This window comes from Sporosarcina highlanderae (assembly GCF_030433715.1).
GTDB lineage: Bacteria > Bacillota > Bacilli > Bacillales_A > Planococcaceae > Sporosarcina > Sporosarcina highlanderae.
The window spans coordinates 358,710-374,684 of sequence record NZ_JAROCC010000001.1 but is presented as its reverse complement, the minus strand read 5'-3'; the positions used below and the strand labels follow the sequence as shown (position 1 = coordinate 374,684).

Annotated in this window: 17 protein-coding genes; 10 read left to right on the top strand and 7 right to left on the bottom strand. The window is 42.5% G+C overall.

Features of this window, described 5'->3' with window-relative positions; all coding sequences use genetic code 11:
- The first annotated feature begins 23 nt into the window (after positions 1-23).
- Positions 24-572, top strand: coding sequence for a PepSY domain-containing protein (locus P5G49_RS01710; protein WP_301241735.1), 549 nt, complete (start codon positions 24-26; stop codon positions 570-572).
- Positions 573-803: 231 nt separating this feature from the next.
- Here P5G49_RS01710 and P5G49_RS01705 read toward each other — a convergent pair whose 3' ends face one another.
- Positions 804-1,538: an MBL fold metallo-hydrolase gene (locus P5G49_RS01705; protein ID WP_301241734.1), complete on the bottom strand. Its 735-nt coding sequence runs from the start codon at positions 1,536-1,538 to the stop codon at positions 804-806.
- A 122-nt stretch (positions 1,539-1,660) separates the two neighbouring features.
- Between P5G49_RS01705 and P5G49_RS01700 the strand changes: the two genes are divergently transcribed.
- Positions 1,661-1,894 carry a glutaredoxin family protein gene (locus tag P5G49_RS01700; protein ID WP_301241733.1) on the top strand — a complete coding sequence of 78 codons (234 nt, stop codon included), beginning with the start codon at positions 1,661-1,663 and terminating at the stop codon, positions 1,892-1,894.
- Positions 1,895-2,271: 377 nt separating this feature from the next.
- Here the strand turns inward: P5G49_RS01700 and P5G49_RS01695 are convergent, their stop codons facing one another.
- Entirely contained in the window at positions 2,272-3,351 is a 1,080-nt protein-coding gene (locus P5G49_RS01695) for a CdaR family transcriptional regulator (protein WP_301241732.1), read from the bottom strand.
- 130 nt (positions 3,352-3,481) lie between these two features.
- On the opposite strand from P5G49_RS01695, the gene P5G49_RS01690 reads away from it, so the two are divergent.
- From P5G49_RS01690 to P5G49_RS01680, 3 genes are read left to right on the top strand one after another with little or no spacing between them, the layout of a single operon-like run.
- Complete coding sequence (locus P5G49_RS01690) at positions 3,482-4,618, top strand: glycerate kinase (protein WP_301241731.1); 1,137 nt, start codon at positions 3,482-3,484, stop codon at positions 4,616-4,618.
- A 3-nt stretch (positions 4,619-4,621) separates the two neighbouring features.
- Entirely contained in the window at positions 4,622-5,968 is a 1,347-nt protein-coding gene (locus P5G49_RS01685) for a GntP family permease (RefSeq protein WP_301241730.1), read from the top strand.
- Positions 5,950-6,162 (top strand): hypothetical protein, encoded by a 213-nt coding sequence (locus P5G49_RS01680; RefSeq protein WP_301241729.1) that lies wholly within the window; start codon positions 5,950-5,952, stop codon positions 6,160-6,162. The genes P5G49_RS01685 and P5G49_RS01680 overlap by 19 nt, the downstream gene beginning before the upstream one ends.
- Before the next feature lie 7 nt (positions 6,163-6,169).
- Here the strand turns inward: P5G49_RS01680 and P5G49_RS01675 are convergent, their stop codons facing one another.
- On the bottom strand, positions 6,170-7,432 hold the full coding sequence (locus P5G49_RS01675) for an MFS transporter (protein WP_301241728.1): 1,263 nt from the start codon (positions 7,430-7,432) through the stop codon (positions 6,170-6,172).
- A 367-nt stretch (positions 7,433-7,799) separates the two neighbouring features.
- Positions 7,800-9,062: an MFS transporter gene (locus tag P5G49_RS01670; protein WP_301241727.1), complete on the bottom strand. Its 1,263-nt coding sequence runs from the start codon at positions 9,060-9,062 to the stop codon at positions 7,800-7,802.
- A 136-nt stretch (positions 9,063-9,198) separates the two neighbouring features.
- On the opposite strand from P5G49_RS01670, the gene P5G49_RS01665 reads away from it, so the two are divergent.
- From P5G49_RS01665 to P5G49_RS01655, 3 genes are all read left to right on the top strand, one after another.
- Positions 9,199-10,482 carry a helix-turn-helix domain-containing protein gene (locus tag P5G49_RS01665; RefSeq protein WP_301241726.1) on the top strand — a complete coding sequence of 428 codons (1,284 nt, stop codon included), beginning with the start codon at positions 9,199-9,201 and terminating at the stop codon, positions 10,480-10,482.
- Between the two features lie 157 nt (positions 10,483-10,639).
- Complete coding sequence (locus tag P5G49_RS01660) at positions 10,640-11,167, top strand: HAD-IIIA family hydrolase (protein WP_301241725.1); 528 nt, start codon at positions 10,640-10,642, stop codon at positions 11,165-11,167.
- A gap of 77 nt (positions 11,168-11,244) precedes the next feature.
- Positions 11,245-11,718, top strand: coding sequence for a hypothetical protein (locus P5G49_RS01655; protein ID WP_301241724.1), 474 nt, complete (start codon positions 11,245-11,247; stop codon positions 11,716-11,718).
- Between the two features lie 211 nt (positions 11,719-11,929).
- Here P5G49_RS01655 and P5G49_RS01650 read toward each other — a convergent pair whose 3' ends face one another.
- The 3 genes from P5G49_RS01650 to P5G49_RS01640 form a co-directional block, all read right to left on the bottom strand.
- On the bottom strand, positions 11,930-13,156 hold the full coding sequence (locus P5G49_RS01650; RefSeq protein ID WP_301241723.1) for an eIF2A family protein: 1,227 nt from the start codon (positions 13,154-13,156) through the stop codon (positions 11,930-11,932).
- 139 nt (positions 13,157-13,295) lie between these two features.
- A complete protein-coding gene (locus tag P5G49_RS01645; protein WP_301241722.1) occupies positions 13,296-14,012 on the bottom strand; it encodes a dihydropteridine reductase in 717 nt (238 codons plus the stop codon).
- A gap of 138 nt (positions 14,013-14,150) precedes the next feature.
- Positions 14,151-14,792: a class I SAM-dependent methyltransferase gene (locus P5G49_RS01640; protein ID WP_301241721.1), complete on the bottom strand. Its 642-nt coding sequence runs from the start codon at positions 14,790-14,792 to the stop codon at positions 14,151-14,153.
- Between the two features lie 93 nt (positions 14,793-14,885).
- Between P5G49_RS01640 and P5G49_RS01635 the strand changes: the two genes are divergently transcribed.
- Complete coding sequence (locus P5G49_RS01635; RefSeq protein WP_301241720.1) at positions 14,886-15,017, top strand: hypothetical protein; 132 nt, start codon at positions 14,886-14,888, stop codon at positions 15,015-15,017.
- 88 nt (positions 15,018-15,105) lie between these two features.
- Positions 15,106-15,504 carry a hypothetical protein gene (locus P5G49_RS01630; RefSeq protein ID WP_301241719.1) on the top strand — a complete coding sequence of 133 codons (399 nt, stop codon included), beginning with the start codon at positions 15,106-15,108 and terminating at the stop codon, positions 15,502-15,504.
- Positions 15,505-15,975: the final 471 nt, after the last annotated feature.

The window sequence follows — 15,975 nt, the reverse complement described above, 5'->3', positions numbered from 1 at the left end:
AAGAAAAAGGAGGAGAACAGAAGATGAAAAAATGGATGTTGGTTCCTGCATTGGCTGGAGTTTTAGCTATCGGTGGTGTCGCATTGGCGAACGATTCGGTCTCAAGTACGGAGGCTGCCAAAAATCAATTGATAACATTGAAAAAAGCGAAAGAGGTTGCGTTGCAGAAGGTTGATGGCATTATAACGGATGTTGAGCTTGAAAAAGATGATAATCGCTACTACTATGATATCGAGCTTCAAGACGACAAATTTGAGTATGACGTGGAAGTGGATGCTGTCACGGGTGAAATCATCAAGTTTGAAAAAGAGTACGATGATGATGAAAATCATGTCCAAACCGGTGAAAAACAAGACGTCACATCAGTCAGCGAACAAGATAGGAAAAAGGGTAAATTGTCGAAAGAACAAGTGTTGGCCATCGCAAAACAACATGCTAGCGGTGAGGTCACAGACTTTGAATTGGACGACTATAAATATGAAATCGAAATGCGGGACGGCAATACCGAGTACGACTTGGAAATCCATGCCTATTCAGGTGTCATCCTTTCATTCGAAATGGACGAAGGCTGAGGTAATTTATTTCGTCAATAATTATAAAAACAGAGCGGACAGCTGCCAAACTGTCCGCTTTTTGTATTGTTCGCTTCATAGATATTCAAAAAACGCATAACTTGATAAACTCACGCATAATCCTTCGAACTTACGCATAAATTGCTTGATTCACGCATAATACTCAATACTCACGCAAAAATTGCCTAAATTACGCATAAGTCCCTGAGACTCACGCATAACCTTATTCGATTAGACTTCATACACCTTCCCGACAACCGCCAATTCAGCCGGGCCCTCATACACATTAGAAGCTGCATGTAAAATCTCCGTTGGATCACCATGCAAAGGCAGATGCGTCAGCAACAAATTTTTCACTCCCGCCATCTTAGCTAACCTGCCCGCTTCGCTCCCCGCCATATGTCCAGGGGATTTGCCAAGATGCTCTTCGTATAAATTCGCTTCGCTAATCAACAAATCGGTGTCTCGTGCAAATTCGACAAGTTCATCTCGCCACTCTGTATCCGCAGTCATAGTGACCGAACGACCATCCACAGTGAATTTCATAGCCAAGCAGTAGACAGGATGCGTCGTTTCACAAAAAGAAACTTCAAAAGGGCCAATATGTAGGACATCAGTTTCCTGGATTGGAACGCCGACCGTCTGCTCTTTGTAGGACAGTTTGGCGAAATTCTCCACATCTTGGTCATGACCATAAATGGGAAGTGGTGGAGCAGGTTTCCCAAGATAGTAGTTGATGATCCGGCTAAATTGCAAGCTCCCGATATCCGCAATATGATCCGCATGATAATGACTAATTACGACCGCATCCAACTTCTCAAGTGGGATATAATTTTGCAATGAAGCTAGTACCCCGCTACCGCAATCCACGAGGCAATGAAACCCGTCATGTTCGATTAAAAATGAAGACGTTGCGCTATTCGCCTTCGGGTAACCACCCCAAATGCCGATTGGAATCACTTTCATTATAAACACCTCCATAATAATTACATTCCACGATACCATACCTTTCAAAATTTCGGACTATTTTGTTCGTTTGGATTGAGGTATACTTAAAGTTATACATATAAAAAAGGAGTGGAAACAAAATGACAAATGTAGCAACGGTTTATTCAACAACTACGTGCCCATATTGCACAATGATGAAGAACTATTTGACGGAGCAAAATATCGAATTTGAAGAAGTGCTTTTGACAACAGAAGAAGAAAGGCAAAAGCTTGTCGAGGAAACAGGCCAAAGGGGAGTTCCTCAAACAAAGCTGAACGGCAAATGGATTTTGGGCTTCAACCCTGAAGCAGTTCAAGAGGCTTTGAAAGGATAATTTGGTTTGAAATTCTTTTGCAAATCATGCGCTTCGGGAGAAAAAATTCCCTTCCCGAAAATTTGCATCGGTTATGTTGCACTTTTTCTCACGGGTGTGTTTTTAGTTGTTATGGAACAGATCGTTAAATGAAATCCTCGTCGATTAAGTTAATCGACGGGGATTTTTCACTTCCCAAAAATGAGCTGAAGCCGAGAGTCGGTGGTAACCCCTCAATTGACAAGAAAAAGTCCATTTTTAGCAGTAAAAATTGGCCAAGTGGTGATAAAGTCCGCGCGAGTGGTGATAAACCTGCGTTAAGTGGTGATAAAGCCAGCCTTAGTGGTGATAAACCTGTTTTAAGTGGTGATAACGCCTCAAGACTCGGTGTCTCCCCCTCACGAACCTCTCACTAACAACGCAATTCGAAACAAGACCGCATCCCTGAACCGTGTCGGGTCAAATGAGGTCAGCTCCTTAACTTTCTTCAACCGATATGTCAGTGTGTGACGATGGATATCCAAAGCTTCAGCTGTTTCGCCAATCGCTTGGTCATGTTCGAAAAATGCTTCCAACGTTTCAATAAGCTGCTCACTCAATCCTTCTAAAATCCGCCCGGCAAAGCGTTCAATCAACTTTGGAGATGAGCTTTTCAACAAGGCAGTGAGTTCGATGTCGTCATAGTAATTGATCGTAACCCCCGAATGTCCATAGTGTATTGCGGACTTCGCCGTTTCATATGAATGGACGATACCTTCGAGGTTTTCAACAGGCAAACCGACCCCAATTCGAACAGTGGAATCCTTTTGGAATAAGGTATGGATTTTTTGCAGTTTCCTTTCAAGGATGGACAAATTCACATCGGACAAAACGATGAACAACTCATGCAATTTAGATAGGCCAATCAAAGCCGTATTCTTATCGAACTGCTCTTCCATCGTTTCGATCAATCGCTGAGGGGATGCAGGCAGATTTTTCGTTTGCACTAACAACGTCAAATAAGGGCCTGTCATGTTGAATTCCAATAAGGAAAGTCTGTCGATGACAATCCGTGAAAGTGGGCCACTATCGACTAACTCCTCAAAAACGAGTTCTTTTATCTTCCGTTTCCATTCGGACTCTGATGTAATCATTGCCTGGTGGACCATCATCTCAGTCGCCAATTGGACGAGTGTCGCAATGTCCTTTAATTCTTCAGGGTCGCCGGTTACTCCTATGACGCCGATTAGTTTGTCCTTATAATAAATGGGCATGTTCACGCCTGGCTTTGTCCCATGCCAGTCTGCGGTATTCTCATCAGTGATCCAAAGTGTCTGCCTAGTCTTAACAACATGCGCGGCCCCTTCGTGGATTCGATCAATGCGTTCTTTTTCCCCCGAAGCCAATATCATTCCATTTGTATCCATTACATTCAAATTCCATTTCAATCGGACCATCGTTTGTTCCACGATTTCCTCCGCTAATTTCTTAGTAATCAAAACCTCAACTCCTTGTACAAAAAGCACCTGTATTATAACACGAAATTTATACATTAATTATAATGTATAATTGTTTTCGAAACATATAATTATATGTAAGCGTTTTATTTCTAACTTGGAGGTGCTTCCCATGAAGGTGATTTTGGCACCCGATTCATTCAAAGGGAGTTTATCAGCTATTGAAGCTGCTGAGGCGATGGCTGCAGGTATAAGAGACGTCAATCCGGATATTAGGACGGTTCTGTTGCCGGCAGCTGATGGTGGAGAAGGTACGATGAGAAGTTTGGTTGATGCGACAAATGGGAGATATGTGTCCGTAACAGTTGAAGACCCCCTTGGGAGACCTATTCAAGCGTCATATGGTGTACTTGGGGACGGCGAGACATGTGCGATTGAAATCGCGGAGGCTTCAGGAATTATGAGACTGAAGGAAAATGAAAAAAATCCGTTTATCGCATCTTCTTTCGGCACTGGTGAACTAATACTCCACGCATTAAACAACGGTTATCGGAAATTCATCATCGGTCTTGGTGGAAGCGCAACGAATGACGGAGGGGCAGGAATCCTCCAAGCACTTGGTTTGCGTTTTTTAAATAAAGAAGGGATTGAACTGCCGAAAGGGGGAGGCGGACTCGAGCATATTTGCTCAATAGACAGTGTGAAATGGGATGAACGCATTGCACATAGTAAGTTTTTGGTCGCAAGTGATGTGAAAAACCCATTTGTCGGACATGTTGGTGCATCGGCAGTTTTCGGACCGCAGAAGGGGGCAACTCCGGTGGATGTGGAAGAACTTGATCGTAACTTACACAAATTTGCGGATGCGATTGAAAGAGAAACTGGGATTGCGCTTCATTCGAAGGAAGGGGCAGGAGCTGCAGGAGGAGCGGGAGGTGCGTTCCAAGCATTCTTCAACTGCGAAATGCGGCAAGGAATCGAAGTTGTGCTCGAAGCAATTGATTTTGATCAACATGTGAAAGATGCAGATCTGATTATCACCGGCGAAGGCAAAACCGATTTGCAGACGTTTTCTGGTAAAACACCATTCGGTATTGCAAAAGTGGCGCATCGGATAGCGTTGCCCGTAATTCTTATTTCGGGGGCTGTGGATGAAGAAAGTCGCGATGCATTGACACCGTTGTTTACGCAAGTTCATGCACTCATGGATGAAAATATATCCGCGGAAGATGCAATTGAGAATGCTCGCGACCATTTGCGCAAGAAAACAAAAAAAGTAATGGAATTCATTACGGAAAAAGGGGTGTAGGGAATGTTAGTTACAATGATTGTTTTAAGTGTTGTTCTGATTGTAGTGCTTACAGCAGTATTCAAGGTTCATCCGTTTTTATCATTATTAGCTGGTGCGTTTTTTGTCGGAATCACGACTGGCATGCCATTATTGACTGTCGTTGATAATGTGAACGAAGGCTTTGGAGGATTAATGAAGGGAATCGGGCTCGTCATTGTTGCGGGTACGATCATCGGAGTCATTTTAGAGAAATCTGGTGCCGCGTTCAGGATGGCGGAAGTCGTGTTGCGTCTGATTGGGGAGAAACGTCCTCAATTGGCGATGTCCATTATAGGATATATCGTATCGATTCCGGTTTTCTGTGATTCAGGTTTTATTATTCTATCCAGCTTGAAAAAAGCATTGGCGAAACGTGCGAAAGTTGCAATTGCCTCAATGGCTGTTGCACTTGCGACAGGATTATATGCAACCCATACATTAGTACCGCCGACACCAGGTCCGATTGCCGCGGCTGGTAATATCGGCGCGGAAGGTTACTTGGGTACTATTATTCTCATCGGTCTAATCGTCGCAATCCCAGCGGTTGTTGTCGGTTATTTATGGGCAGTGAGAGTCGGAACGAAAATTTCGGTGCCGGAAGATACGGAAGATATTGGCCTTGATTATGACGAAATCGTTAAGTCATTTGGCAAAATGCCTTCAACGTTCAAAGCATTCCTACCGATTGTTTTGCCTATCGTCTTGATCGGTATCGGCTCAGTCGCGAAGTTGACAATGGCAGAAGGCGGTTTTAGGAACTTCCTACAATTCTTAGGGTCACCTACAGTTGCCTTGTTATTTGGTGTCCTCGCGGCATTCCTACTTCTACCTAAATTGAATGAAGAGACATTAACGAAGTGGATTGGGGAAGGTCTGAAAGAAGCGGCACCAATTTTGCTTATCACTGGTGCAGGTGGCGCGTTCGGGAAAGTCATCTCGAATTCGGGTGTAGCGGATTTGATTGGCGGAATGAACTTCGATGCATTAGCAGGTGGAGCATTCTTCCTTCTTGTTCCGTTCTTCATCGCAGCTGCATTGAAAACAGCACAAGGTTCGTCAACTGCAGCTTTGGTCATCACTTCCACATTGGTTGCACCGCTTCTTCCAGCCATGGGAGTTGAAGGAGCTATTCCAATGGCACTTGTAGTCATGGCAGTCGGAGCAGGTGCAATGACAGTGAGCCACGTGAACGATAGCTTCTTCTGGGTCGTCACTGAGTTCAGTGGAATGAAAGTGACGGACGCCTACAAAGCACAGACAATGGCGACATTACTACAAGGGGTCACGACGATTGTTGTCACGATGATTCTTTGGATGATATTGGTTTAAAAAGTGAGCTGATTCCTTTGGGGAATCAGCGTTTTTCACTTTTAAAATGGCTGAGTGGTGATAAACGCTGTCTAAGCGGTGATAAAGTGCCGCTGAGCGGTGATAAAGTGCCGCTGAGCGGTGATAAACTCACTTTAAGCGGTGATAAACCCATGCTAAGCGGTGATAACCAATTTACACACCTACCAAGGTAGCCATTTTTCATTCCACTGCAACAGTTGTATCCCCTGAGCCAGCCATTTTCCCTGAAACCTTCCGAATCCCACGAATATCTGGGTCAACCAATAAAAAGAATGATAGAAGTAGCACCCAAATACCAGCACCAACAAATAATTGATTGACGGGTATCCCCCATTCCGCGATGATTCCCCCTGCAATTGCGAATCCAGGCATAAGGAACGATGAAATTGCCCCATTTAAAGTGAAGACCCTTCCGCGGAATTTGTCTTCCACTAAAACGATGAGCAATGAGCTCCATAGAATACCAAACACCGTCATGAGGGTATTCATAATGACGAAGAAGAGAATGCCTAAATACAATGCGGTTGTTAGACCCATGGATAAAAAGGCAATCGCACTGACAGACATTGTCGAAAACATGACGATAGCAGGTCTTGCAAAGGATGTTGCCTTATCGGCTACCAGTCCGACCAAAATGCTACTGACCGCCGCAAAGGCTCCGAACAACCCAAACTGAAAAGCGCTTCCCCCATAATGATCAGTTATCAAGACGACCGCCAATGCACCAGCAATCGTTGTCGCATTCATTGCAGATGCTAATATAGTCAATTTGAATAGAGCCCGATTTCTCAGCAAAACGGCCCATCCCTCTTTCATTTCACTGAACATAGACGTCTTCCTCTTAGGTGTATCGCCTTGCTCCTCATTCACCCGCGGCGCAGCAACATTAATGACAAATATCAATAGGATACTCGCAACGATATACACTCCTGAATGGAATAGCATCACACCGACAAACCCCATGATTGTAATCAATACGCCACTAATCGCCTGCCCGATCAGACTTGCTGTACTACTTGTGGATGTAATATACCCATTCACTTTCACAATTCGATTGACACCGACAATCCGTGGCAACAATTTATTTTTAGCCGGTCCAATGAACGTCATGCAAATATCATGGATGATAAGTGCCGCGTAAATTGCAAAAGCAACCCCGTCCAACCAAAACAGATAGGCTAGCGACAAAAACACGCCTACGATTATCATTGCCAAATAACCGATTTGCATGGAGGATTTCGGTTCACTCCTGTCGACCAACACCCCGATGATTGGAGCAATAAAGACACTGCTCAATGATCCAACAGCTGTAATAAGCGCTGAAGAAAGCGGAGATCCTGTAATTTCGTACATATACCACATGATTGAAATGGTGAAAATGCTGTCTGCCAACTTTGTCAAAAATTGATTCGTTACAATCAAAGACATATTCCTCTTAATCAATTCTCCCAACCCCCTTTGTTTAATATATTGAACACTACGTGAGTTTAAAACGAATTCAGTGTAATGAAAATAACTGACACATACAAAGCTCAAACAGTGGTGACATTGCTTCAAGGGCTTACGACAAGTGTTGTGACAACAATTCTTTGGGTGATATTGGTTTAATACAAGCGCTGATTCCTTTTTAGGGAAATCAGCGTTTTTGCATGGATAAATGGTGGTGTCGGTGGAAAAGTATTGCACCGGTGGTAAAAGACTTAAGTGGTGATAACTCTCGCCTAAGCGGTGATAAAGTGCTGCTGAGTGGTGATAAATCCATGCCAAGCGGTGATAACCAAACCATCATCGCTGCACAACACACCATTAATCAATCCCCCGCAGTAGCCACATCCCCTGTCTTAGCCTTTTTCCCAGAAACCTTATGAATCTCTCGAATATCAGGGTCAAGCAAGAAGAAAAGGGAAAGGAGTAGCACCCAAATACCAGCGCCAACCCATAATTGGTTGACGGGTATGCCCCACTCAGCGATAATCCCACCCGCTATGGCGAACCCAGGCATGAGAAAAGTGGCGATTGCGCCATTCAACGTATAGACCCGTCCCCTATATTTATCTTCTACTAACACAATAAGTAAAGAGCTATATAAAACGCCATATACCGTCATGAGTGTATTCATCGCCACATATAGAACAATGCCCACGTAAAGGCCTGATGTAACGCCCATAAACATAAACGCAGCTCCCGCACCCGCTAAGGAAATGAACAAGACGATGTATGGCTTCGCGAATGAGGTTACTTTATCCGCAACGAGCCCAATCAATATTCCCCCTATAGCGGCAAATGCGCCGAACAAACCGAATTGAAATGCATTCCCTCCATATTGATCGGTAACCAAGACGACCATCAAAGCCCCTGCAATCGTTGTCGCGTTCATTAAAGAAGCCAAGATTGACAACTTCAAGATAGGACGGTTATTTCGCAAGACAGCCCATCCCTCTTTGAATTCGGAAAACATGGATGGCTTTTTCGTAGACGCGGCTTCTGATTCCTCTTCATCACGCGCTAACGAAACATTTATTACGAAAATCAATAAAATGCTCGCGATGATATACACCCCAGAATGAAGCAGCATAACGCCGACAAAACCCATGATGGTAATCAATACGCCGCTGATTCCTTGGCCAATCAAATAAGATGTCTTACTTGTGGAAGATATATAACCATTCACTTTGACAATTCGCTCCACACCAACAATCCGCGGTAAAAGCTTGTTTTTCGCTGGGCCGATGAACGTCATGCAAATATTATGAAGTATAAGGGCAGCGTAAATCGCAAAAGCGACCCAATCGAGCCAAAACAAATAAGCAACTGTAAGTAATACACCAATCGCCGTCATCACGGCATAACCGATCTGCATGGAGCCCTTCGGTTCTTTGCGATCAACAATCACCCCGATGAGCGGCGCGATGAAAACCGCTGTCAATGCACCGACAGCAGTCACAAGTGCCGAAGAAAGCGGCGACTGTGTAATGTCATACATATACCACATGATGGAAATGGTGAAAATACTGTCAGCCAAATTGGTTAAAAACTGGTTCGTCACAATCAGTGACATATTTCTCTTAATCAAATCTCCCAACCCCTTTTGTTTAATATATTAAACATAACACGCAATTTAATTTAATTCAATATATTAAACAAAATTGTTTTGATTATTAAACAATGATATGATTAGGATAATAAAAAACGGTAAAGGGTGAAGTCCATTGACCCATGTAGGAGAAAATATAAAACGTATAAGGACAGCAAAGAACATGACAATTTCGGACGTAGCGAACGAACATGTATCACGCGGGATGATCAGTTTGATTGAAAATGGAAAAACGCAGCCGTCCATCGAGCGGCTGCAGCATATCGCAAGGCAACTTGGCGTCAATGTATCTGAATTGGTTGAAGAGGTGCCGCGGGAAGAGCTGCAGCGGATGATGAAGAGAGCGCTTGAATTGTGGGGGCAAAGCGGACAGCGACCGGCTGTGGAGGCAGAACAGCTGCTCCGTCCAATAGTAGGGAAAAACATAACGGGCTATGAAGCAGCAAGAATGCATGAAATCTATGCCCGGATTTTGTACTACCTTTATCTATTTGCAGTCGACCTCTATAAAGAAATCGCCGAAAATGATTGGACTCTATTCATCGAAAAGGCGATGGAGCGCTATCGGGCGTTGCAGATGGATTGGCGTGTTGTCAGGTGCTATATCTTCTTGGCGGAAATCGAATTTGACCGAGCAGATTATTATGCGGCCGTCGATTTGTTCGACAGGGGAATAAAAGAATTGAACGTAATGGACAGCATAGAAACGAAGTCGATGCATATTCAGCTTTTATTCGCTAAAGCCTTTACATTCGAGGCATTGGGACAACATGAGCAAGCACATGAAATGGTCGACCAGGCAATCGATTTTGCGCGTGCCCATATGGTGCTGGAAAATTATTATCAGCTGCTCAATATGAAAGTATGGCTGCATTACGACAGGTTGGAGATGGAAAAAGCACGCGAGTATGCGGAAGAAAGCTATTTATTTGCCAAGTTGCTCAAAGAGGAAACGCTTCTATTCGAATATCGGCTGACACAAGTGTCCAGGGAAGAGTTTTTTGAGAAAAATTACGAAAAAGCTTTGCGTGATGCCGAGCAGCTCATTCAGGATATCGAGGCATCGGGGAAATATCCAAAAGACTATAAGGGAGAATTCGTAGTTTTGGCAAAAAATATGTTAGCGAGGGTGCTGACGAGAGTGGAACGGTACGAAGAAGCATTGTCGTTATTCGAACAAAATCGAATCAACCTTCCAGAACGCGTCCAGCTCAGTCCCATAGACACTGCACTACGCGTAATTTCCTCCAGTTACGAAGCAATCTGCCGCTACCGCCTCGGTGATTTGACTCAAGCGGAAAAGCTGGCCAGGTCGACGGTTGACCGCCTGCACGGCATGCCTCACACATCACTTTACCATTTTGCGAGGGAGGTATTGGAGGAAGTAACGTCGAAGTGAAAAGTTGGAACGATTAAAGATTCCGGTAAATGGACGAACGGTGATAAAGTCGGGAGAGTCGGTGATAACCCCGTGCGAGTCGGTGGTGACCGTCAAGAGATCCGGATTCGTTCAGTGATGTAATAGAATAATTCCACTTAGGGAAGGGGAGAATCAATTGGAAGATTTACAAGCAGTTTTTATCGACCGAGATGGAACAATCGGAGGAACTGGCCATTTCATTCATCCGAAAAATTTCACTCCCTATCCTTTTAGCAAAGAAGCTCTTGATCTGTTGAAAGAAAACGGAATTAAGACCTTCGCCTGTACAAATCAGCACAGGATCAGCAAAGGGCAGGCAAGCATTGAGGACTTTCTTGATGAATTCGAGGCATTTGGTTTTGACGACGCCTTCATATGCCCTCACGGCTCCACGGAAGGATGCGAATGCCGCAAACCAAGCCTGGGAATGCTTCGGGAGGCAGCGGAAAAACATGGATTAGATTTAACGAAAACGGCTTTTATCGGTGATGTCGGGTCGACAGATATGTTAGCGGCACATTCAGTCGGTGCGACGAAAATTCTTGTTCTGACTGGATGGGGTGAAGGTTCTTTAACACAATATCGACATAAGTGGGCTGAAATTGAGCCGGATTATATCGCTGAAAATTTATTGGAAGCCGTAAAATGGCTGATTCAACAGTGAAGAGTACCCCTCTATTATATTGTACGGCAGGTATTGGATGAAGATACGTCGAAGTAATCTGGCGAGGGGGACTGTGTATGAATAAAAAAACGATCTCGACAATTGGTATTGTCATTGTATTTCTATTAACTGTCTACCAGCTTACGAAAGACCAAGAGCTTGCGAAGCTTGGTGCTGTGCTTGGCGACTATTCCCGTGTCGATAAAATACAAATTCTAATAGAGGATAGCCGTAAGATTGAAATTAACAATAACGATAAAGAAATGTTGGAATCCTTCAAAGATAACCTGTTCCCGTTCGTGCTGATCAGTGACCGCCAAAATAAAAAGAAGTATAAGGGGAATCTTGGCGAAAAGGTATATGACATTGATTTTTATGTCGGGAATAAAGTCGTTTTCAAGGAGGCGATCTACGAGCTATCAGATGAATTTCAAGCAACAACCGAAAACTCATTTATGATCGGGGATAAGCATTATATCGCAAAGTGGAAAAAGAACTTTGTCAAACTGAAAATGAGTGATCCGAATTCGTTCATTAATGTTATGGATTAAGATAGGCGAACTTCCCATCAAGGAGATTCGCCTATTTCGATGAATCAAGCTTGAAAGAATTCGTCAGAAATCATGAATTAAATGAAGTCGGTGGTGAAGTGTCCTGAGTCGGTGGTAACAGACCGAAAGTTGGTGGTAAACTCGGGCGAGTCGGTGGTAAATGTCCGCAAGTCGGTGATAAACCTCCCGCCGGGCGATCAACTTTGAATCCTTAAGGATTTTGCTTTGATGTAAAAAACGTTGTGGCATAATTCACATTCTCAAGCCATATAAACTCTTCACCATTTAACGTATTTTTTACCCATACATCACCTTTACTTTGTCCGGCAGTCCTGCGAAACCAAGTAATGTACAATCCGACAACTTGAGGATTTTCGTCAAGTTCATTCTTCCCTGGAAATGAGATTTGTTGTTGCTCTCCTGTTCTAATGTTTATGCTGTAAAGTGATGTAAACATAGTCGGAACTGGTCCTTCTTTCCAATCCAAGTTCTCTAACGCACGAGCCACAATTACCAAATCCTTGGAGTACCACTCAAGGTCAAGGTCTACAAATCCCTTGGGTGTGTATTCTTTTTGTTGTTTAAATACCGGTATTTCGGCAATTGTCGTTTTCTTGTTTTCGACAAAAAACCTTCCTTCCCCTGAGATATAAGCTAATTGATTGGCGGAAGGAGCCCACTTAAACCAGTCTTTAAACCCTAACATTTTCCCCACGGCTTGAAAGTGTTTTCCTTGTGATGATAAAACACTTAATGTATTGCTATCCATGGACCAAGAAGCGGTAGGAATGACTAAAAAGCTAACCCACTTTCCGTCATAACTCCACTTGAAATAATCAGCATCAACTCCAAACAAGTCAGGAATTTCAGTTTGAATTGTATAAAAAGGTTTCATTTTATCTTTATCAAGATTTGCATTTACCGGAATTCTATAAAGCGGAATAGGACTCCAACCAGTAGGGAGCAGGTTTGACGAAGAGGATACAATAAATTCTTCTCCGTTCGGAAACCATTCAAAGCCACTAACGCCTAATGAGACATTTTCAAATCCATACGGTCGGCCATTCTTCATTTTTGTCACCTTTAATAGACCGTGATCCGTGTAAGCAATCTGATTCTTATCCGGAGCCCATTTAAAGTCTGACGTGACGGAATTAACATAGTTCTGGTAGCTTTCTTTTTCCTTCATGTCGTAAATGAATAAATCCGACTTCTCCCCCTTTTCATCACCATCAATATACCCGATGAAACGACTGTCATATGACCACTTCGGAGCATATACATAACGATCCTTTGTAAGTTGTATTTCTTGCCCGTCCTCTTTAATCCATAACTGATGATCACGGACAAAAGCAGCTGTTAATGAGGCTTCTGCACTTGCGTTTGACGAAAAATGAAAATAGAGGAGAGTGAGTAGTATTAAAATGCGCATTCTCAAATTAATCCCTCCAGAAAGAGAATTAATTCTTATTTTGCCCAAATTAATAGCAACAATCCTTCAACTAAAATTGAAAAAGCGCAAATCCACGTTTTGGAAATGCGCTTGTTAATCAAGTATTTAATTAATATAGTTCCACTTAAATCGACAATTCGAACGATAGAAACTCAGGAAGTTGTTTTTCACGCTTATCAAGCATAATCTGTTCCGGCTTGATGCCCTGCTCACGCAACACATCAATGTTCTGCATGAGAAATTCGTCACTTCCGACGATATAGAAGAGTCCATCCTTGTCAGCGGCAAGATTTTTCACTTCTTCATAGTAGTCTTTGCGATTATCGACAAACTGTGATGTGAACTTTTTGTCTGGAGCGGATTTAAAAATATCAGGAAATAAGAAATCCTTCGTTGAATCGATGTTAAGGGAATGAATTTGATTGACGTTGTCAGCCACTACGAAATAATCAAGTACAAGCGGTCTGAAAGTTGCCAGGCCAACGCCTGAAGACAGCAGATACACATTTTTATCTTCTCTTTTTAGTGGTACATTCGAATGAATTTTAAATACTGCAACCTCATCACCGACTTTGTGATTACGTAGTGTTGATTTAAACTCGGAACATTTTTCTCTGATGCGTGTTGTGATGCCGATTGTATTTTCGTACGGTAAAGTGGAAATTGACATATGGCGGATTAGACTGCGATTCGGTTTATCCCCAGCATTAAAGCCTTCCAATGCCAAGTGGATATGGGCGCCTTCTTCCCATGTAACGCCTTCCGGGCAATCTAACAAATATGTTTTCACCTCGGGTGTTTCTTCAATAATCTGATTTATTTTCGTCCAGTATATTTGCAATAGAATCCCCCTCAAATAATTAAATGTATCATTACTATAAAATATACCACGAATGATTATCATTCTCAATTAAAGGAGTTATTACTTTCGGATAATTTATGCGACTTGAAATTTGGCCCAATAAAAAAGGGTATTCAATTACCCTTTCTTAACACACTTGATAATTAAAGTAGTCGGCATCATCTTCGCCTTCTCAAACGAATACCACCGGTTTACATGCCTTTCCCGATCCTCCTCCGTCAATGAAACATCCTCGATGACCTTCTCGATTTCAAATCCACATTCGATCAATGTATTGATATATGTACTCACCCTATACTGCTGCATAATCGCAGGCGCATGCCAGGCTTCATGATCATATGTCCCTTCTTCGTGATAGGATTTATTGAAATGAAGTTCTTCACCTGCCCAGCTTGCCCGGCTATGCAATGGATGCTCCCAGCTGAAAACGAAAATGCCGCCCGGTTTCAAATAGTCGTGAACGTTAGTGAGTGTTTGACGCAAATCGCTCGTCCAACCTAACGCATAAATAGAATAGACGATATCAAAATACGTAAAAGGAAGACCGGGGTTTTCCTCCATTGGTGATTCGAATAAATGAACAGGTGCCTTGCAGTCCTTTAGCAATTCCTTCGCCGTTTCAATCTGTGTCTTTGAAAGATCGACTCCCCCATAACTCCGCGGTACCGCGCTAATTTCTGGATGCATTTGCTCTATTAAAGAACGAGGAAATGGATACGTCTCGTTTAGTCGAAGAAGTTGTTTTTCAATTGTATACATGCATCGACATTTGTAATAAAGTACATCCACATAATTTGGAGGAAGATTTGAAGGCTTGGAAGTATTAGAAACAAAAATTAAAGGAGTAAGGGAATGAGTTCTAAAGAAAAGTTCGATATATTCCTGCAATTTGCAAAGGACTCAAATGCTATCAATATTATTCCGTTATTAATGGGATCGGTTGGATTAGAAATTGTAACGAAAAAGAAGTTGGGATGCAAGTGATCTTGATATTCATGTCCTTGGGGATAGCAGGGGATGGGAAGCGCCTGCAGAGACAACTCTACATAATTGGGAAGGCATTAAGTCAATCATGGGGAGTATATGCTATGAATTGATTGATCTGCATGTACATGATTTTACGGAGGATGACCTTTCAGTTGGGTTTGGAATAATCGATACGCTACCGAACTTTGTGGGTATTCAATTATGTGAACTGAAAGTACATTCGACTAATGGCGTTGACTATTATTTACCTTTCACCCGAACAATACTTGGATGCGGTTTTCAAGCTTCCTCCAAAGATAGCTACGGGGCAGAAAATAATTACTTCAAGGACATAGATAAGATCAACTATTTAATGGGGAATAGTCGCCAATCCATATTACATACAGGGACTCAACGTAATAATTCAGTTGTGTTTTTCCTTGCCCTTGAGATAGAAAGTCCAAAAAGAAATCAGTCCTTAGCTGTTTTTTTCCTTATTTTATAACAAAGAAACCAAATAATGAAAAGTGCCCATGACCCTGTCGTATAGGATAAAGTGATATAAGATCCGGGGATGTTAGTTGTAAATAAGAGTAGCGAAGCAAGAATGAAGGTAGGAACCATTATTATCACCCATGTGCGTACTACCGGATTCTTAAAACTTAATTCAAACTCCATTGTCCATCCTCCTCGCTTCAATTGTTTAATCATTGTAACAATTGTCTGTGTTCTTTTACGATTAAAGACTGAATCTTGGCCCATCAAGGTAATAGTTTTAAAAATCTATTTATAATTATCGGAATATATGATATATTATGTTTAAGCATAATATTCATGTGAATTGAAGGTGATATCATGAGTTGGTTTAACATACATACGGGAACTATAAGGTTCACGATGTTATGTACCTTCCTTTAGTGATGAGATATGACTTTACTTCGTCCTAAGTCTCTCGTAGATTAATAGGCTTTGTGAC